At 41.9% G+C, this 19,912-nt stretch carries 17 protein-coding genes; 12 read left to right on the top strand and 5 right to left on the bottom strand.

From position 1 onward, the window contains the following. The first annotated feature begins 7 nt into the window (after positions 1–7). From IQ13_RS08160 to IQ13_RS08185, 6 genes are read left to right on the top strand one after another with little or no spacing between them, the layout of a single operon-like run. Positions 8–673, top strand: a complete 666-nt coding sequence (locus tag IQ13_RS08160; protein WP_144885800.1) for a hypothetical protein — start codon at positions 8–10, stop codon at positions 671–673. Positions 674–693: 20 nt separating this feature from the next. Continuing rightward, positions 694–996 carry a winged helix-turn-helix domain-containing protein gene (locus IQ13_RS08165; protein ID WP_144885802.1) on the top strand — a complete coding sequence of 101 codons (303 nt, stop codon included), beginning with the start codon at positions 694–696 and terminating at the stop codon, positions 994–996. A 54-nt stretch (positions 997–1,050) separates the two neighbouring features. Then, positions 1,051–2,397, top strand: a complete 1,347-nt coding sequence (gene creD / locus IQ13_RS08170) for a cell envelope integrity protein CreD (protein ID WP_144885804.1) — start codon at positions 1,051–1,053, stop codon at positions 2,395–2,397. Next, positions 2,394–2,879 carry a Coq4 family protein gene (locus IQ13_RS08175; RefSeq protein WP_144885806.1) on the top strand — a complete coding sequence of 162 codons (486 nt, stop codon included), beginning with the start codon at positions 2,394–2,396 and terminating at the stop codon, positions 2,877–2,879. Before creD ends, IQ13_RS08175 begins: the two co-directional genes overlap by 4 nt. Beyond that, positions 2,876–3,217 carry a diacylglycerol kinase family protein gene (locus IQ13_RS08180; RefSeq protein WP_144885807.1) on the top strand — a complete coding sequence of 114 codons (342 nt, stop codon included), beginning with the start codon at positions 2,876–2,878 and terminating at the stop codon, positions 3,215–3,217. The genes IQ13_RS08175 and IQ13_RS08180 overlap by 4 nt, the downstream gene beginning before the upstream one ends. Before the next feature lie 4 nt (positions 3,218–3,221). Further along, complete coding sequence (locus IQ13_RS08185; RefSeq protein WP_144885809.1) at positions 3,222–3,872, top strand: DUF1361 domain-containing protein; 651 nt, start codon at positions 3,222–3,224, stop codon at positions 3,870–3,872. Here the strand turns inward: IQ13_RS08185 and IQ13_RS08190 are convergent. After that, positions 3,869–7,315, bottom strand: coding sequence for a hypothetical protein (locus IQ13_RS08190; protein ID WP_242009500.1), 3,447 nt, complete (start codon positions 7,313–7,315; stop codon positions 3,869–3,871). The genes IQ13_RS08185 and IQ13_RS08190 overlap by 4 nt on opposite strands. A gap of 159 nt (positions 7,316–7,474) precedes the next feature. Between IQ13_RS08190 and IQ13_RS08195 the strand changes: the two genes are divergently transcribed. Next, on the top strand, positions 7,475–8,113 hold the full coding sequence (locus IQ13_RS08195) for an MBL fold metallo-hydrolase (RefSeq protein WP_144885811.1): 639 nt from the start codon (positions 7,475–7,477) through the stop codon (positions 8,111–8,113). Here the strand turns inward: IQ13_RS08195 and IQ13_RS08200 are convergent. Continuing rightward, entirely contained in the window at positions 8,105–9,616 is a 1,512-nt protein-coding gene (locus IQ13_RS08200) for an oligosaccharide flippase family protein (protein ID WP_144885813.1), read from the bottom strand. The two genes, IQ13_RS08195 and IQ13_RS08200, sit on opposite strands and share 9 nt — an antisense overlap. A gap of 100 nt (positions 9,617–9,716) precedes the next feature. Here IQ13_RS08200 and IQ13_RS08205 point away from each other — a divergent pair, with 100 nt between their 5' ends. Further along, the gene (locus IQ13_RS08205; RefSeq protein ID WP_144885815.1) at positions 9,717–10,355 is read left to right on the top strand and encodes a hypothetical protein; all 639 of its coding nucleotides are present in this window, start codon (positions 9,717–9,719) and stop codon (positions 10,353–10,355) included. A 38-nt stretch (positions 10,356–10,393) separates the two neighbouring features. Here IQ13_RS08205 and IQ13_RS08210 read toward each other — a convergent pair whose 3' ends face one another. Together IQ13_RS08210 and arfB are read right to left on the bottom strand one after the other, a co-directional pair. Then, positions 10,394–11,425 (bottom strand): cytochrome-c peroxidase, encoded by a 1,032-nt coding sequence (locus tag IQ13_RS08210; protein WP_144885816.1) that lies wholly within the window; start codon positions 11,423–11,425, stop codon positions 10,394–10,396. 2 nt (positions 11,426–11,427) lie between these two features. Further along, a complete protein-coding gene (arfB, locus tag IQ13_RS08215; RefSeq protein ID WP_144885818.1) occupies positions 11,428–11,835 on the bottom strand; it encodes an alternative ribosome rescue aminoacyl-tRNA hydrolase ArfB in 408 nt (135 codons plus the stop codon). 59 nt (positions 11,836–11,894) lie between these two features. On the opposite strand from arfB, the gene dtd reads away from it, so the two are divergent. From dtd to IQ13_RS08235, 4 genes are all read left to right on the top strand, one after another. Next, positions 11,895–12,347 (top strand): D-aminoacyl-tRNA deacylase, encoded by a 453-nt coding sequence (gene dtd, locus IQ13_RS08220; protein WP_144885820.1) that lies wholly within the window; start codon positions 11,895–11,897, stop codon positions 12,345–12,347. Positions 12,348–12,379: 32 nt separating this feature from the next. After that, the gene (locus tag IQ13_RS08225) at positions 12,380–12,718 is read left to right on the top strand and encodes a nucleotide pyrophosphohydrolase (RefSeq protein ID WP_144885822.1); all 339 of its coding nucleotides are present in this window, start codon (positions 12,380–12,382) and stop codon (positions 12,716–12,718) included. A gap of 96 nt (positions 12,719–12,814) precedes the next feature. Continuing rightward, positions 12,815–14,272 (top strand): glycine--tRNA ligase, encoded by a 1,458-nt coding sequence (locus IQ13_RS08230; RefSeq protein WP_144885824.1) that lies wholly within the window; start codon positions 12,815–12,817, stop codon positions 14,270–14,272. A gap of 103 nt (positions 14,273–14,375) precedes the next feature. Then, the gene (locus IQ13_RS08235; protein WP_144885826.1) at positions 14,376–14,729 is read left to right on the top strand and encodes a hypothetical protein; all 354 of its coding nucleotides are present in this window, start codon (positions 14,376–14,378) and stop codon (positions 14,727–14,729) included. Between the two features lie 67 nt (positions 14,730–14,796). On the opposite strand, the gene IQ13_RS08240 is transcribed toward IQ13_RS08235, so the two are convergent. Beyond that, on the bottom strand, positions 14,797–19,842 hold the full coding sequence (locus tag IQ13_RS08240; protein WP_158637352.1) for a S8 family serine peptidase: 5,046 nt from the start codon (positions 19,840–19,842) through the stop codon (positions 14,797–14,799). Between the last annotated feature and the right edge of the window lie 70 nt (positions 19,843–19,912).

The raw sequence follows: 19,912 nt of genomic DNA on the forward strand, positions 1-19,912 counted from the left end.
TGCTTTTATGACAGACCAAAATCAAACGCTGGAAACAATAAAGGACATCCGCAATATTATGGACAGGAGCAGCCGCTTTTTGAGTTTAAGTGGCTTAAGCGGAGTGGGGGCAGGTGTATGTGCACTTGCTGGTGCCTGGTTTGCCAATGATGTAATTGCAGGTTCAGATGCAGGTAAAACTGCAAAGGCAGGAACTATACGGCAGTACGAGCATGCAGATGGAGGTCTCGATATGCTTCACTCGTTTATGGGTCACCGCTTGTTTATGATTGCAGCTGTTACCTTAATATCTGCAATTGTAGTGGCCGTTATCTTCACCTATTTACGAAGCAGTAGGCAAGGTATTCCTTTGTGGAGTTCAACATCGCAACGACTTATCTGGAATGTGGCGGTACCGCTTGTTGCGGGGGGCTTATTTTTATTAAAGCTGATTGAAGCTGGTGTATATGGCTTAATTGCGCCCGGATGTTTAATTTTTTACGGACTCGCATTAGTGAACGGCGCAAAATATACGCTGGGAGAAATACGGTTTTTAGGATATGGAATGTTGTTGTTGGGCATAATCAGTTGTTGGTTTCCGGGTTATGGTCTTTATTTTTGGGCCGCCGGTTTTGGATTACTGCACATTATCTACGGTATTGTAATGTGGAACAAATACGAGCGGCAGGCTTAGACGAATCAGAACAGGAACGTATGAAGAATCCGATTGAACAATTACAGAAAGTTTTCGACAGCCGTGTGCGGCTGGGTGTAATGAGTGCGCTGATGGTAAACGACCAGGTTAGCTTTAACGAGTTGAAGGAGCTGATACAGCTAACTGACGGTAACCTAGCATCGCACTTAAAAGCATTGGAAGAAAACGGTTATATAAAAGTGAACAAAGGCTTTGTTGGCCGTAAAACAAATACAACGTATGCTGTTACAAAAGCAGGAGAGAAAGCATTTCGTCTTCATCTCGATGCATTGGAGCAAATGATCAAACAAATGGGGAAGTAAATTTTTTTTTGGATTTATACTTTGTAATTCAAAGCGCTTTTAAAAAATGAAAAAATGGGTACACAACAACAAACATTCTGGCAACGCTACGGGCTCTTTTTTAAATCGATGGTCGTTGGTTTTCTTATGCTCGTATTACTTATTCCTGCTTCTTTTATTCAAGACCTGGTACGTGAACGGCAGGAGCGTCAAACGGAGGTAATTGCCGAAGTAAGTTCCAAGTGGGCATCGGCACAAACGATTAACGGTCCGTTTTTATTGATTCCTTATCTCGATTATCAACCTGCTGAAAATGGAAAAGTACTGGCATATAAACGTATGCTGCACTACATGCCTGATGCGTTGGAAGTGGATGGCAAACTGATGCCCGAAGTAAAGCACAGAAGCATTTTTAAAATTGTATTATACAAATCGGATATTATGCTGAAGGGAAAAATTTCTCCTTTACAATTGGCAAAAGCCGGCATCGATCCGAATAATATTCAATGGAACGAAGTGCGTTTGTGTTTGGGTATTACCGATAACCGTGGTATTGCAGAATCGCTGGTGTTAAACTGGAATGGTCAGCCAATGGAAATGGAGCCGGGCTTTCCCGAAACAGAAGTAGCAGTATCAGGAGTAAGTATGTTGGTACCAGATGCCGTTCGTTTAAAAGACACCGCATCAACATTTCAACTAAAACTAAAACTCAACGGATCGGAACGATTGTACTTTACACCATTGGCCAAACAAACCAGTGTGCAACTGCAATCGAGTTGGGCGAACCCGGCGTTTGATGGAAAATTTTTGCCACAACAATCTGTTGTAAAACCAAACGGCTTTACTGCCAAATGGAACATCCTGCATTTTACACGTGATATTCCGCAGGTTTGGAAAAGCGGCAAACACGATGTACATACCTATGCTTTTGGGGTTGGTTTGCTGCAGGGCATCGACTCTTACAGTAAAACGATGCGTACGGTGAAATATGCGTTACTGTTTATTGCGCTTACTTTCTGCTTATTCTTCTTTATTGAAATACTGAAGAAACGAAGCGTGCATCCGCTGCAATACATTTTGGTAGGTTTGGCACTCTGTATTTTTTATACGTTGCTGTTATCCGTATCGGAGTATACCGGTTTTAATATTGCGTATGTAATTGCATCTGTTGCAACCATTGGATTGATTACAGCTTATACCTACAGCATTTTTAAACAGGCAGGTGTAGCTATTGCATTAACGAGTTTCCTTTCTGCATTGTACGGTTTCATTTATATTTTAATTCAGTTGCAGGATGGTGCCTTGTTATTCGGCAGCATCGGCTTGTTTATGCTGCTGGCGTTTGTTATGTTCTATTCAAGACGCATTGATTGGTATGGTGACACGAAAAAATCTGCTAACAATTCAACACCTGTTATATGATAAAGTTGCTGAAGAATTTACGAAGTCAGCTGCTGGTATTGCTTACTCATACGTTTGCTTTACCGGTACTGAAAATTGTGCGGAGGAAAAAAGCTTTTCCATATAGTATGGAACAGTTGAGCGCTTTGCCTTTTGATACAGTAGGTAACGAAGTGTGGCAATTGCTGAATGAAAATAATCTGCGGCTGTTACCGTACTACGAGCGGCACGATATTAAACATGTAGTACTGGGCTATCCGTTTACAGACGAAGGCGAAGTGTGTCTGCAGTTTTTTATGCTGGCAAATGGCCGTGTTTCATTTCCGGTGCTGGCAACAGTACTGTATGGCCTGGTTACAATGCCGGAGTATTATGCATCGTTTCGCAAAGCGTATGCAAGAGGAAAAGAAGCCGGCGATCTTTCGCAACTGGATTGGTTTGGTATTATGCCCGAGCTGTTAATGGATGTACGCAAACAATATCATGTAAATAAAATTGTATGAAGTCGTTCTATTATGCCATTAGTGGGTTAATGTATGCATTACGTCGAGAATACAACCTGCGGTTACATGCAGGCAGTGCGGCTGCTGTTTGCATCGCAGGGTTCTTTCTGCATATTTCAACAACGGAGTGGTTATTGGTTGTTACGGCTGTTGTTGCAGTAATTGCAGCGGAGTTGATAAACACAGCTATTGAAGTATTGTGTAATCATGTAACACCCGAACATCACCCGGCAATAAAACAAGTGAAAGATATTGCTGCAGCTGCCGTACTGGTTATCAGTGCCGGTGCTGCTATAACCGGCGCCATCATCTTTATTCCAAAACTTTTTTCATTGTAAATCTATGCAACGCATCTTTCTTTATTCTGTAGGATTTCCCATTTTACTCTACGTATTCCGTGTAGGCTATACCGGCAGCTTCCTGTTTTTATTTATACCGTGGAATTTATTCCTGGCATGGCTGCCCTTGTATTTCAGCAGTAAACTCACAAATGCATCTTACAGTTTGCGTAATGTGTTGTTGTTTGGGTTGTGGTTGCTCTTTTTCCCGAATTCGCCTTATTTAATTACTGATCTGTTTCATTTGCAGGAACGGCCGGGCGTGCCACTGTATTACGATCTGGTGTTGTTGTTTATGGCAGCGTGGAATGGCTTGATGATGGGACTGTTTTCATTACGCAATATTGAACGTGTATTGCTGCAACGCTTCTCAGCTAAAAAAGTAAACGTGCTCATTGTTTGCTTTATCGTGTTATGCGGCTTTGGTATTTATCTCGGCAGGTACGATCGTTACAACAGCTGGCACATTCTTACACAGCCTTTCGAATTAGCATATGGCATTGGTACAAAATTAATTTCACCGCTCGCATACCCACGTGTATGGGCAGTAACAATTTTGTTTACAGTCGTGCTGTTGCTCATTTATGAAACACTCAAAAAAATGCCTGCTCTTTTTGAAGAGCAGGCATCTGTTAACAAAGAACTGAAACATTAAAAGTCGAAGCCCAGCGATACATGCATTTGTGGTTTGCCTTTGAAAATACCATTCATCTGCCAACCTGCATCGTAGCGGATAAAGTAACCAAGCAATGTACTTCTTGCACCAAAACCATAGCTGCCGAGGAATGGTCCAACGCCGGGAGCTTTAATGGTTACTGTTACCGGACTGTTGGGGTTGCTTGGATCGGTATAGGTAATTTCCGGGCGACCGATTTTATTGTACTGACCATTCCAGGCAGTACCTAAATCAATAAACTGTACCAACTGGAAGTTGCGCAAAAACGCATTGTTAATTGGTTTATTAAACAGCGTAGCAAAAACAGGCAAACGTAATTCACTGTTTATTACAACAGCATTGTTTCCGTTTGCTGCATTTTGTGTAAAGCCACGCAGGTTTACTGCAAGCGATTCGTACACATAACTTACATCGTTTGCAGGTTTATTGGCTGTGTTGAAATAACGTTCTTTTGCAACACCATTTCTGATAACGGTATTTGGGCCAAACATCAACCATCCGTCTGTACCACCGAGATAGTAAATAAATTTATTATCACCCCACGATACATCGGCAGCACCACGTACCGCCCAAATGAAGTTGCGGTAAATGCGTAGATAATGACGAACATCAAAACCGAAATTGAACGTATTGTCTCCGGGACGCACAGCGTAATTACCACCTAAACGATGGAACAGTTCCATCCATGCTTTTGCACGTAAACCTACCCAGATGTTTGTAGCAGGATTGATGGAATTATCGTGTACAAATTCTGCTCGGCCTAATGCAAAATTTTCATCGAACGGTTGTTGTTGTAATGAACCAGGCACCTGGTCATCGCTCTTAATATGATACATATCACGACGCAAACCTCCTGTAAAACGAAGACTTTGTACTTCGTTAAACGGATAAGAAAGGTTTGCCTGGTAAATACTGGTAATACCCGTTGCTCCATTATTAATAGTACCACCCGACGTTTGTAAACCTAGTGAAGAAATGGAGCGGTAATAAGCAAGTCCCCAATCGATGCGGCGTCTCAGGTTATCGAAGCGCATGTACACTTCATTATCCTGCAAGCCATAGTTCATGCGGAACATGCCGGTGAATTTATAATCTTCCATAAACTCCATTGCGCCCACACGGAACATACCGTTTAACGGATTGTTATTACCAAGGTTTACCGGGCCGTTTGCACCTGAATAAGGTTGGAAACGGTTGATGAGTAATGCGCTGTTCGAAGCAAAGTTGGTGCTTACATTATCAATAAAGTATTTCTTTTTGTAGGGGAACAAACGCATACGGCTAAGCACTTCTTCTCTGCTTTGCGATTTTGCGCCCATCAGCTTTTCTGTTGTTTGTTGTGCAGAATCTGTTTTAAATTCTGTTTCAAAAAAGTCGGAAGCTGGCTTTTGTATTACCGATGTGCTGTCAACAATATCTGTTTGCTGGTTTTTATCTTCCCCGGCAATTTTATCCATCCTCGTCATACGTTTTACATACTCCGTAGGACGTGCATTAACATTGCGTTTGCGTAATACATTTTCATCCACTTTTAATTTGTACAGGAATTTAAACTCACCCTGGCGGTTTACTTCAGTAACTTGCCCGTTATCGCCTGCAATGCGTGTTTCCAACACACTGCTTTGATAGTTGGTGATTGGGAACGTATACGAACTGTCGTCGGTTACACGGAAGGTGTAAACTGAATCGGGTTCCTGTTTATTCCACGCCTGCAATGTTGAATCAAGTTCTTTTGGTTCGGGATTGCGCAACAGTTCATCACCCACCTGGAAAATTGTATCTAAACCTGCAGCTGTTGTGCTGAAGAAACCTGCCCATCTGTTACCAATACCGTTTTGTTCACTAATGAATGTAAAGTGATTCATGTTGTATTGCATGGGGTAGCGGGCATTACCATAAGGAATATTACTCAGCTGCGAAATTTGTTTGAACTCCGATTTGTTCCAGTTATCGATGAGGAATACATTGTAACGGTCTTTCGGTAAAACAGTATCACCTGTTGGTGCGTTGGGCGATGGACGGTTACTGGAAAAGATGATACCTGTTTTGTTGGGGAACGCAACAAAACTTGCATCAAGGTCGTCGTACACATCGTTGGTAACCTGTTCTTCTTTCATACGATCGATCTTGTAAACAAATACATCGCTTTGTCCGCCCTTCACAGCACTCATCACCAATGTATTTGCATCAAGCATGTACTGCATATCATTCACCTGTTCAAAAGGCAATTCCACATTCTTCACTGTTTTAATACGGCGGAATGCATCGTACACATTCAACAGTACTTTCCCTTTTTCCCAAACAATCATGGCAATGCGTGTGCCTTTGGGGTCCCATGCCAGCAACGGATAGTTGGGGTTGGGTTTTTCTTCGAGGTTACGAACACCACTCTTCCACAATGTTTTTTCGGAGATAAAGTTTTCGTTCAGAATCACTCTTGTTTGTCCTTTCTTGTATTCAACAACAGCGTAGGTAAAACTTTTCGGATTGGGGTTGGCCTGGAAGCGGAAATAATCGCTCTTGCCAATTTCTTTGGGCAGCGTTAAGCGGCCGGCCGGCACATTTCTTCTTGCACGGATATCTTTAAAATATTTATCACGGTTATAAACCATGAAATCTTTCAACACGTCCTTCAGTTTCTTTTTGGCAATCGTGTTTGTTGCACGGTTTACATTTTTATAAATGCGGCTGAGGTAGAGGAGGTAGGTTACATTCTCCTTGCGGTATTTTTCTTCGATATAATACCAAAATGCATGCCCCGCCAGTTCGGGCTGTACATGTGCAAAGTGGTAGAAGTTTTTATATTCAGCACCAATCATGGCGCTTTTTAATTCGTTGTCCAGTTTCGGGCTCCAGTTTTCGGCCACGTACGAAATGTAACCATCGGTCATCCATTTCGGTAAATCAAGCAAAGCCTGGTTTTGTGCAAACTCGCCCAAATCATCACCAAAAAGCATTGTTTCAACCAGTACTTTAGCAATGCCTTGTTTGATCTGGCGGCGGAGATCGTTATGATCGCCATTGTAATACACCACCATTTTATTGTTGACCAGTTTGGTTAAACCGCCGGCATTCGGGTAATCGAGTCCGAGGCCAATATTCGATTGCTTGAAATCGTTGAAGTTGTTGTATAAAACAATGTTGATGCGACGCTGCACGGCAAACTCAACAAAATCTTCGATACCCGGCAATTCTTCTTCGGCAACCTGTGTTGCAAACTTGGCCAGCTCCAAACCATTAAGGGTATAGTGAACGTTGAAGTTGGGACTTTGATAAAAGCTCCACTTGAATTTTGTATGCTGCACTCTGTTCTTACCAAACTCCACCATGTTCACCTGTGCAGTAGTAGATGTGGCTAGCAAAAGAAAAACACCTGTTACAAATGCTGTAAGCCGTAAGAAACCGATCCGTTGAATTCGCATATTGTCATTTGTTATTTGATGAGCGAAATTTACCAAATGTGATTCGCCAAAAAGTTGTTATTTCAATTTTCAGGCAGCAGTTCATCCGGCTCATTTCGTGTTGTATTGGTTGTAGAAAACAGAGTCGAAAAATGTAATTAAAAGTACAAAAATCAATCCATGTTCACTGTTAAAGCTTTTACATTCAGCCCCGTTCAGGAAAATACATACGTAATCTATAACGAACAGGGGCATGCATTCATTATAGATCCCGGCTGTTATTTTGATGAAGAGCGGGAAGAGCTGGCCCGTTTTCTTCACCAGAATAAACTTACCCCTGTAAAACTGCTCAACACCCATTGCCACCTCGACCATGTGTTTGGTAACAAATGGGTACATGAGCAATACGGCCTGGAGCTGCACCTGCACCCCAACGAAAAACAGGTATTAGACTTTGCCCCGGCCAGTGGTTTAATGTGGAACCTGCCTTTTGATAATTACAACGGACCGCTGCATTGGTTGAACGAAGGCGATGAAATTTTGCTGGATGCCGATAAGCTGAAGATATTGTTTGCCCCAGGCCATGCCCCCGGCCATGTGTGTTTTTATTGCGAAGCCCAGGGTTTTGTTATTGGTGGCGATGTGTTGTTCCGGCAAAGTATTGGCCGAACCGATTTGCCGGGAGGTAACCACGAAACCTTGCTCAACAGCATACGAACCCAGTTGTTTGTGTTACCCGATGAAACGATCGTGTATAGCGGTCATGGACAACCGACAACCATTGGTTACGAAAAGAAGTATAATCCGTTTTTAACGTGATGAGATAAGTCTGCCAATGTAGGGTAAGCCTTGCAGCTCTTTCCGTTCTACCTGCAATACCAGCCAAGTAAAGCAGCCAAGCAACAGTGTGCCGGTAACAATACTGAACCAGAGTGGCGCATACAACAGCAGAATGAGTTTGTGCAGCAATACAAGTAGTGTTACCACAACAAGGTAGCTGATGATTTTTTTACGGGCATATGGTATGGGATAATGTCTCTGCCCCAATACATAACTGCTTACCATCATTAAAAAATAGCAGCTGAAGGTTGCAATGGCTGCACCCCAGTAATGAAATTTCGGAATCAACAAAATGTTGAGCAGTACAGTTACTACCGCACCGGCAATTGTAATGACTGCTCCGTACATGTTTTTATTGGTGAGCTTGTACCAAACGCTGAGGTTATAATAGATGCCCAGGAAAATGTTGCCCATGGCCAGCAGCAACACCACGTTCATGCCTTCGCCCCAGGCTTTTGATTTTAATGTAATGATCCATTTCAACACATCCAGATATAAGCCGATGCCGAGAAACATAAAGCAGCAGGCAATGACAAAAAACTTCATTACCCGTGCGTAGGTACGTGGGGCATCTTCATCTTTGGCCCGGTTAAAAAAGAAAGGCTCGGCTGCCATACGAAATGCCTGTATCATGATGGTGATGAGCACAGCAATACGATAGATATTGGCAAAAATGCCCAGCTCATTTTTGGCTTGTTCCTTTGGTAAATCAACCACATGCTGATACACAAGCCGACTGAGCATATCGTTGATCATGCCACCCAGTCCAACAATAATGAGCGGATAGCTGTAGTTCATTACTTCTTTCCACAAACCGCCATCGAAGTTGAAACGGATCTGCTTCCATTCTTTCCACAACAATAAAAAAGTAAACAGGCTGCCGCATAAATTACCGATGAGATAGTAGCCAATGCCGATTTCTTTGTTATAAAAAGTGCCAATGAAACCATCCGGATGATCTTTTACATACGACGGAAGAAAGCCTAGAAACGTAAACACGATGAGGATGTTTACCACAATGCCCGCTACTCTTACAAAAGCATATTTCTTCGGGCGGTTTTCCTGACGAAGCCGGGCAAACGGCAAAGTAGCTAATGTGTCTAAGAACAGAATCGCTAACATCCAGGTAATATATTCCGGGTGATCGTTTAAGCCAGCTGCGCCGGCAATACTATCCCGGAAAAAATATAAAAGAACCGAAAACAGAATTGTTGTACCAAAGATGGAAAGACTTAAGGTGTTGTAAAGAGCGGTGCGGTCCTTCTCGTTCGAGTAACGAAAGTAAGCTGTTTCTACACCGTATGTAAAGACGATGCTTAAAAAAGGAATGATAGCATAAACCTGTGTAAGATCGGCCGTAACAGATGGCTGTGCAAAAATGAACGGCAATGCCATGTTCATTAAATAACCCAGAAACCGGCTTGCGATTGTGGGTAACCCATACCATAAAGTTTGTCCGGCTAATTTTTTTACGCTGCTCAAGTAAGGATAATTACGATTTGTAAAAATAGGGAAACATCATTCCATAATCATGCAACTGATCTGTATTGTTTTCTATCTTCGGTTCACAAAATAAGTTTATATGAAAAAACAGCTACTCTTTTTAGTTGCCCTTTTTTCTGCAGTTGTTGGTCTGCAGGCGCAAAACTTTGGCGAACTGGAAGTACAGAAGAAAAAGATCCCTGCTATTATTACCGAAGTACCTTACACGGCCTCTGTAACTGAAGATGCCATACGGCAAAAATTCAGCCAAATGGGTTACAGTGCGAAAGAAAGTAAAGGAGTGTATACGTATAAAACAGTGCGCATTCCCGAAATAATGGAAGAAGCGTTTGATCTGTTATTGAAAGTAGAACGCAAAAGCCGCAAGGAAAAAGATGAAAGCGTTGTGTATTTTATTGTAACACGCAGCAATGAGAATTATATAAAATCAACAGATGATCCGGTGTTAATTGCTAAAATAAAACAGTACTGTCTTGGATTTATTCCGTTAGCAGAAGCACAATCGCTGGAAGTGGAAATTAAAGGCCAGGAAGACAAAGTAAAGTCTACCGAAAAGAAGCTGAAAGATTACGAAGATGAAAGTGTGAGTTTGGAAAAGCGCTTACGCAAATTGCAGGAAGATATGGAAGAGAACAAGAAGAATATCGAAAAGCAAAAAGCGGAAGTAGAGAATCAGAAAAAGGCATTGGATGTGTTAAGAGCCAAACGAAAAATTTAAGCGATCTTTTTTTATAGCCCCGGTAAAGCCGGGGTTTTTTATTGCGGTGCAGTAAAGCTGCTGTTGCCGGTAAAATTGTTATCGGTTAATGTACGCAAAAAGTCTACCAACGCATTGCGTTCGTTGGTTGAAAGAGAAATGCCGCTGCTGAGTAACGGATCAAGTGTTGCACTTTGCTGAACACCTGTTTGGTAATGATCGAACACCTGCGAAAATGCAACAAACCTTCCATCGTGCATAAACGGATAACTTTTAAACAGGTTGCGTAAAGAGGGTACACGAAACTTCAGCGAATCGAATTTGTTGTTGGTTACACGCATCCGTCCAAAATCGTTTAATGCAGTAACCGGTAAACCACTATTGCGGTAACTGTTATTGGTAAAAAGCGGTTCGGTATGGCAACTGTTGCACTTGCTTAAAAAAACATTGTAGCCTGTTTGTTCACTAACGGTAAACGAAGCCAGTCCTTGTTTTACCGAATCGTATTTTGTATTGGCACTGACGAAAACAGAAATAAATTGCGTTAACGCAGCGTAAATACGTTGCTGGTTTATTTCAGTTGTGCCAAATGCTTGTGCAAACTGTTGCGGATAGCGGTTGTCGGCCTTTAGTTTATTAATGATGCTGGTAATATTTTCGCCAAACTCAATGCGGCTGTTGATGTGCGCTGTGTACACATCTTCTACGGAATTATATTTTCCATCCCATCCAAAATTGGTTTGCCAGGCAAGGTTAAACAAACTCATGGCATTGCGGATGCCATGCTCCCCATTTACACCATGGCTTAAGTCGTGATTGAATGTTCCAAACGCTGCCACCTGTTCGTGGCAGGAGCCGCAGGAAATAGTGCCGTCTTTCGAAAAACGGGTATCGTAAAACAAACGTCGGCCTAATTCAAAACCTTCTTTGTAAATGGGTTTACGTTGGTAGTAATCGGTAGCAGGAAAATGTGCAGGAACAGAAACAGGATAAGTCGTTAACTCCAGCTTGTTTTTACGGCAGCCTTCCATTACCCAAACGAACAGAACAATGAAAATTGTAATAAGGAGTATGGTGTTTCTTTTCAGCATGTTTAAAGATCTGATAAACGAATTTTCCGCCGGTTTTGTTTTTGGTCGCCCAGTTTTTTCTTACTCTCAATGCGTTTTTCTTTTGCGGCCCTGGAAGGTTTGCTGGCAATGCGTGCTTTCTTTGGCGTAAGTGCAGTTGCAATCAGTTCGTTGATCTTTCGGATTACTTCTTCTTTATTGCTTTGCTGGGTGCGGTGTACCTGGCTTTTTACCAGCAGCATCCCTTCTTTGTTGATGCGGTTGCTGAGTTTTTCCAGCAGCAATTGTTTCTGCACATCGGTAAACAAAGCCGATGCTGCAACGGGCCAATAGCCCATCACCATTGTTTCTACCTTGTTTACATTTTGTCCGCCGGCACCGCCGCTACGTGCAGTCTGAAATTGAATTTCGCTGCTCACATCTTTTATCATACATCAAACCCGAAGCGTTGTATTTTCGGTTTTCGAATGTACAACCAAATAGAGAAATTATGAGAGCGGTACTGCAACGAACGGCACATGCATCTGTTAAAGTTGATGGACAAATTACCGGCGCCATTGAAAAAGGATTACTGGTATTAGTTGGTATTGAAGATGCAGATACAACAGAGGATCTGGAGTGGCTTTCTTCAAAAATTGTGAACCTGCGCATTTTTGATGATGAGAATGGCGTAATGAACCTGAGCGTAAAAGATGTGGCAGGTGATGTTTTATTGGTAAGCCAGTTTACCTTGCATGCATCAACAAAAAAAGGAAACCGCCCATCATACATCAAAGCTAGCAAACCCGATTTTGCGGTACCGATGTATGAAAAAATGATTGTACAACTGGAAAAGGAACTGGGTAGAAAAATACAGACCGGCGTGTTTGGTGCTGATATGAAAGTGGAGTTGCTGAACGATGGCCCGGTTACAATTGTAATTGATACGAAGAATAAGGAGTAATGAATAATTTATAATGGATAAATGATACGATAATGAGTATAGACATAACACTAAAGCAGGCACAGACTGATGTGGACCAATGGATCAAAACTGTTGGTGTACGCTACTTTAATGAATTGACCAACCTTGGTATTTTAATGGAAGAAGTGGGTGAGCTGTCGAGGTTGATGGTACGCAAATACGGCGAACAATCGTTTAAAGAAAGCGATAAAGGCAGGGAACTGAGTGATGAAATGGCTGATGTGCTGTGGGTGCTGATTTGCCTCGCCAATCAAACCGGTGTTGATTTAACCGAAGCCCTGCAAAAGAATTTTGAGAAGAAAAACATAAGGGATGCCAATCGGCATCAGGAAAATGAAAAGTTGAAATAACACCTGGGTTCCAAAATTGGCTTTTGTTTCTTGCTGCTGTTCCTTCGTCTTGCGACTGCAAACGCTTATCTTTGCCCACCTTCAAAAACAGCGAACATGGCGAACGAAAAGCTTTTTGCAAACATTATCTCTCACGCTAAAGAGTATGGCTATATTTTCCAGTCATCAGAAATTTACGATGGTTTAAGTGCGGTATATGATTACGGCCAGTACGGATCGCAGCTGAAAAAGAACATCCGTGATTTCTGGTGGAAGAGTATGACTCAGCTGCACGACAATATTGTAGGTATTGATGCGGCTATTTTTATGCATCCTACTACCTGGAAGGCCAGCGGCCACGTAGATAATTTCAGCGATCCGATGATTGATAACAAGGACAGCAAAAAGCGCTACCGTGTAGATCATTTAATTGAAGGTTTTGCAGAAACATTATCTGCAGATCAGGGAGCAGCCCTCATTACAAAAATGGAACAGTTGTTAGCGGCCGATGATTTTACCGGCATTAAACATCTGATTGAAGACAATAAGATCAAATGTTCGGTAAGCGGTACTGCTAACTGGACCGATGTGCGCCAATTCAACCTCATGTTCTCCACCGAGTTTGGCGCTGTAAGCAGCGATAACCCGGAAGATAATATTGTATACCTCCGCCCCGAAACGGCACAGGGTATTTTCGTCAACTTCCTTAATGTGCAAAAGACCGGCCGTATGAAAATACCGTTTGGTATTGCACAAACAGGAAAGGCTTTTCGAAACGAAATTGTGGCCCGCCAGTTCATCTTCCGTATGCGGGAGTTTGAACAAATGGAAATGCAGTTTTTCGTACGCCCCGGTACGGAACTCGATTGGTATGCAAAATGGAAAGAAACCCGTTTGCAGTGGCATAAAGATCTGGGCTTACCTGCTGAAAAGCTCCGTTTCCACGACCACGTAAAACTGGCGCACTATGCAAACGCAGCGGTAGATATTGAGTTTGAATTTCCGTTTGGATGGAAAGAACTGGAAGGAATCCACTCAAGAACCGACTATGATCTTCGCCGCCACCAGGAGTTCAGCAAAAAGAAAATGCAGTATTTCGATAATGATCTGAATGCAGAAGGTAAACCTTATGGCAATTATATTCCTTATGTGGTGGAAACCTCTGTTGGTCTGGATCGTTTGTTCCTCACCGTTTTAAGCAATGCTTATCATGAGGAAGAAGTGCCTACCGCAGAAGAAGGTAAAACAGATATGCGTACAGTTTTGCGGTTACCTGCCAAAATTGCACCTATCAAACTGGCAGTGTTTCCACTTACTAAAAAAGACGGATTGCCGGAACTGGCTGAAGAAATCGTAAAAGAATGCCGTCCGCATTTTGCATGTTTTTATGAAGAGAAAGATGCTATTGGTAAGCGCTACCGCAGGCAGGATGCAATTGGTACGCCGTTCTGTGTTACCGTCGATCATCAAACAAAAGAAGATGGCACGGTTACAATCCGCAACAGGGATACATTGGTGCAGGAGCGAATTCCCGCAACTGCCGTTAAACAATTTATTCTCAATTATATTGCATAATTGGCAGAAGTGAACTAATTTGCCGCCCGAGCGCTTTATTTATTAGCATACCCAAATCAATACAGGCAAATTGCCATGTTATTGAACTAAACCTTAGGAAGAAATGATAGACCTTACTCAATTAACCCTTGAAATCCTAGGTTTCATACCAGGTGAAATCTTTGGCCTAACACAATCGACCCTTCAAATTCACGTAGTTCTTTTCGGTGCATTAACTGCTGTTTTTATATTCATCGGCTTTCTGTATGGGCGTAAAAATGTAAAAGCGAAGGAAAAACGCATCTTGGAAGTAGAAGAAGAAATGCTTGCAGCACACCAGGAAATTTTACAGTATGCTAAAGCCAATAAGCAGTTGAAGGAAACTCTCGAAAAAGCAAAAATTCCTTATCCAGTTACAAGAATAGATGAAGAGGATGATGAAAAGGTTAGAAAAATTCCTCTTGGTAAAATCGGATAATCAAATAAGAAATAAAAAAAAAGAGCCATTAGGCTCTTTTTTTTATGCTTGTATGTTTGCGGGTTTATTATTTGCCCTTTGTGATCTTTTTCGTGTACTTATCTTTTCCTTTTGCATCTCTTATTTCTACAAAGTAGATACCCTTTGGCAGCTGGCTCATATCTACCTTGGTATCGCTGTAGGATGTTTGTACAAGCTTCATTTCCTGGCCAATGCTGTTTACAATACGAACTGTCATTGAACGTACTTGTGGTTTATTGCCCACAGCAATCATTAAGTTTCCTGCTTCGTCGGGGAATGCATTCTTAATAAATATGCCGGTTTCAGGAACATCGTTTACATCCGTTACAAGTTGCGCTAAACCCATATCCACAGCATTGATCCAGAACTCAGAAAAACTCTTCACTTTAAATTCCGCATAATAGCCATTGTTAAATGGCACTACATCAACTTTACCTGAATCAATGAACAGGAATGTTCCATCTGTACCATCGTTGAGTAAACCATTTTCGAATGAAGCATAACCGCTGTATTTGGTAACAGCAGCCAGGAATGCATCAGAAAACTTCGTACAGCCTGTACAGCTTGTGGCAGATAGCAATCTGTTTACTTCCTGTTCTGTAAAGTAGAAGCGAACCAATACACTATCGGTTGGTGCATTTGCAGAACTGATAACAAGATTACGATCGAGATAATACTGATTGTTCATGTAACGCACGGGATTGGTGTTGATGTAAACACTCACATTCGTAGTACCAAGATTCTGACCTAAAGGATGGATTGAAGCAATACGGTTACCGCCACTGTTAAAATGCACCCAGTTATTTCCGGACACTGTTTGGCTGTTATTTAAAACATCAGTACCGGTATACACGGTTGCTTTATCAAAGATGTGGATGTCATCAATACCCACGCCTTCATATTCTGTCAACTCATCACTTGATAATACAAAACGGAAACGGATGTTTGCTGCATTCGGCACCTCTGTACTCGATACATGCCAGCGTTGAATACTTTTTCTCCATGATTGGTTACTGGTTGAGTCGAACCAATTAGTACCGTTGGTAGCAGATAAACGTTGCCAGGTATTACCATTATCAATGCTGTATTCGAGTGTATGATAATCGCAGTTGCAATTATCTTCCTGTTGTGAAATATGGCTAAAGCTTAAAACAGGTTGCGTTAAGCTGCTGAGGTTAAAGCAAGGTGAGTAGAGATATGCATTTTCGTTTTGCCTGTAAATACTGTTAAGTGTAGTAAACCAACCTTTGCCTTCACTGGCAGCTCGTTTCATAATTGTTTTTCCTGGCTCACCCCATTGCCAGCTGTTGTAGCTTAAGGTATCTGTAAACCAGTTACCCTTATTATTATTGAAGCGTTCGAGGTAAGGGAAGGTGGTAACTAACGGGCTGCTGTAAACATATTGATTTGTAGTACTGTCGTTGACAGGATAATTGTCGCCGGGTAATTGTACCCATGCATCAACTTTATATGCTCTTAACGCAGTTAGGTCGGCAGTTGTTGTAAATGTATAATTCACTTCGGTGTTTGCAGGTAACGAACTGATGCTGCCTGCTACAGGTGTTCCGTTATTGATGCGGTAGTAAACAGGAACATTATTGTACACAGAAGTGGTAGTGTTTTTTACTTTGATGGTAACAACTGTATTACCTGCATTACAGAGGAACGTATCGGGCGCAACAATCTGTGTTAACTGCAGATCGTTGTTGGCTTTTACAATTCGCAGATCATCAAATGTAAACCCATCATCCATATCATCACTTTCACTGCTGTAACTGCCATTGTTTGCCGAAGTAGTTCCTTGCTGACCAAACCGAACCTGGAAACTGGAGCTTACCGGTTGACCAAGCTCATTGATGTTGATGCTTACTCGTTTGATATCGCCAGGTTTGCCTTGATTGGCAGACAGGTCGTATACTTTTATCCATGGATTAACATCACTACCACGCATCCAAACAGCAGTGCCGGGTTGTTTCAACTGTCCGTGATTTTTAAAACTAAAATCAAAGCGTAAACCCTGATCGGCTATGTAATTAGAAAGATTCGCAGTTGCAATAATTTCGTTATTGGCTAACACGCCTGTATAGTTTACAGCATCCAGCGTTAATGCTTTACCGCCTGTAACAGCAATGCCGCTGTTCACAAAAGTGCGCAAACGCCCGTTGGGTGTAGTAGTAAAGTCGAATGCGGGCAAACTGGTTAATGCAAAGTAGTTACTGGTGTAAGTTGAAGTATCTGCAGCTTCAAAACCTTCCGTGTATGGTAAACTGATTGCTGGGTTTACAACTTGACGGATAGTATATATCAATTCGTCATTAGTTGTTTGTATGTCTCCGGTTTGCTTAACCGTTACTTTAATGGTATAGGTGCCAGGTGCTGCAAAATTTGCCGGAGTTGTAAAAGTGTAATTAACGGTACCGCCTGCGGCAATTGTTGCAGCTGATGTTTCAGAAATAATTGAACCACCATTTACCTGGTAGGTTAATGTATAACTGCCGCTGGTCGCAACATCGTCGAGGTTTTTAATGCGAACTGTTACGGGATGTGCAGCGGTTAATGCATTACTTGTTAATACCCGTCCATTTATTGGTGAAAGTAAGGAGTCAATTTTCAGATCCTTATCAAACTCAGCTGCAGTGCAGGGGGTAGTTGAAGTTGGGATGATGCTTTTGGCAACGGCACGCTGACCTACTGAATCGGTAATACGCCCTCTTACTGTAAACCAATAGGTTTTTGTTTTGTCAAGCGCATTTACCCTGTAGCTGGTTGCAGTAGTAGTTCCTAAGCTTACATATTCATAATCTACCAATTGCAATACTTCGTAGTCTGTTGCTCCTGAAATAGCGGGCCACGAAAGATTAACGTAACCTTCGCATGGAACAGAAGGTGTAAGAACCGGTTGTTCAAGTAATGTAAAGTTGCCGGCAGTTACGGCAGAAGCACCGCCACCGTTTCTTGTAACACGCACTTTACCTTTATTGGTAGGGGTGTTCGGAATGCCAATCCAACGTAATCGATGTTGGTTTGCAGCGACATTATTATTTATCGTAATCCACGTTGCACCATCGTCAATGGAATATTCTATTGTGAATGTATTTGTGCTGTTGTCGTTTGCATTCCATTTAATTACTTCATCCTGCCCTGCTGCCAGTCTCTCTCCTCCAATTGGGTATTCGAGTTTAATACCATCAAATAGAAACTCATAAGTAACAAAATATTCCTGTGGACCATTAGGTATATTAAATCCGCTAAGGTTGACGGTTACGTTGCTGCTTGGATTATCAATTGTTACCTGTTCTATATTGTTGACATGATCTGCGCCTCTGGTGGCAGGAAGATTTACTGAAGCAGGAGCGGAATTTAAAATCCATGGCTGATATGATGTTGCACCATCAATAACCGTCAAATCAATATCGTTTACTAGTGCATTCGCAGCTACAGGCGACCCTGGTCTATCGTGCCAGTAAACCATTACTTTTATTTGCTTTGTGCCTGCAGGAACTGTAATTGTTTGAGAGTATGTCCCGCCAGACGATAGCACACCAGAGAAATAGCGATTATTCTCAAGAGCTTCTGCAGCTCTTCGCGGATTAATAAATCCAAACCCATAGCTATAATCCGGACCGGGATTTCCTCTATCATCACCAGTATTACAAATCACAGCCTTTAGTAGTGCAGATTTTGGAAGAGTGTTACTGTTAAGTTGCTTGTATCTTTCGGTAAGTAAACTCCACACGCCAGTAATGAAGGGTGAGGAAAAACTCGTACCATATGCGTCTTGGTAACCGTTGTTGCCACTTGTGGTCATTACAGCTACGCCACTCGCAGTAATTTCAGGCTTTATTCTTCCATCTTCTACAGGACCTCTACTGGATGAAAGGTTTAGTGCATCTGTCCCCACATGATAATCCGCAACATCTAAAATATTTTTACCCGCTTGGTAACCGCTTTTTATGGTACCAAAGGACAAAGGAAATGGCGAGCAGGTTCTTTGCCCATCGTTTCCTGCAGCAAAAACATGTTGTAAAAAGGGATTGCTGTAAATCTGTTGATCTACAAATACACTCAACTCATTGTATTCGCCATCGCCAATACAGCCTGCAAGACCATTATAATAGGAGTTATTTGTAACAGTCATGCCGTAGTCATTGAAGTAAGTAGGAGTTTTTGCCAGTATCAAATCAAAATAATCAACGATCAAACGACTTTTAGGTGCCACGCCACGAAAACGTTCTTCAACCAATCCATCACCGCCTACTACACCAGATACCATTCTTCCGTGAATATTACTCGTATAAATTGGGTTTCGGTTTAATACATTTTTTGTATTATCTAGATGCATAGGATCTGAATCATCACCCACGCCAACAGTTATTCCTGCACCCGTTAAATTCCGTCCTCCTGCTTCTGAACCGGTGAGATTGGTTAATCCAAATAATCCTCTTTCACGTTGATTCAATGGCACAACCTGGTTGTTACCTGTATTGAGATAGGCTACAGCCGGTATCTGGCTGATGGCATCAATTTGTTTTGCAGAAACCCTTATTTGCAACAAACCTTGATTTAAGAATGTACTCTTTATTAATGCTGCACCGAGATTTTCAAACTGTGCTTTCACATCTGCCCATTGTACGGCGGGTAATAATTGTACATTGAGCGTAAGATTGGTTTCAGGCTGTTGGCTTGCAATTGATTGGCTTAATTCCCGGCCAAGTTTCGATGATCCGGGTAATTGAGAAATAGCTCTGATGCCAATGCTGTAAAGTTGGGAATACTGTTGTGTTTTTTTTAATCTAACCTGGTAACTATTATCTGGCAGGTATTGCAATAATTCAATTTCGTTATTTTTTAATGACTGTTGTTGAGCTGCAGTAACAGGGCCATTAAATGATAAAAGACAATACGTCCATTCTCCAACCCGTCCCTTTTTAAACTCGTTGTTAATATTTTCCACAGTCATGTTTTCTTTAACAACAACATTGCCTGTTTTTAAGCGAATGGTGGTGACTGTCTTTTGTGCAAGAACAAATTGGATACTGCCAATAAGCATTGCAGCAAGCAGCAATGGCTTTGCAAAATTTGTATAACGCAAACGAAAATGTTTTTGGAAATATGAAGCAGATAGAGGTGAAAGCAGGTTCAAGTGTTTCATGGAACTGGTT

The sequence above is a fragment of the Lacibacter cauensis genome (assembly GCF_007830055.1).
In the GTDB taxonomy this organism is placed as follows: domain Bacteria; phylum Bacteroidota; class Bacteroidia; order Chitinophagales; family Chitinophagaceae; genus Lacibacter; species Lacibacter cauensis.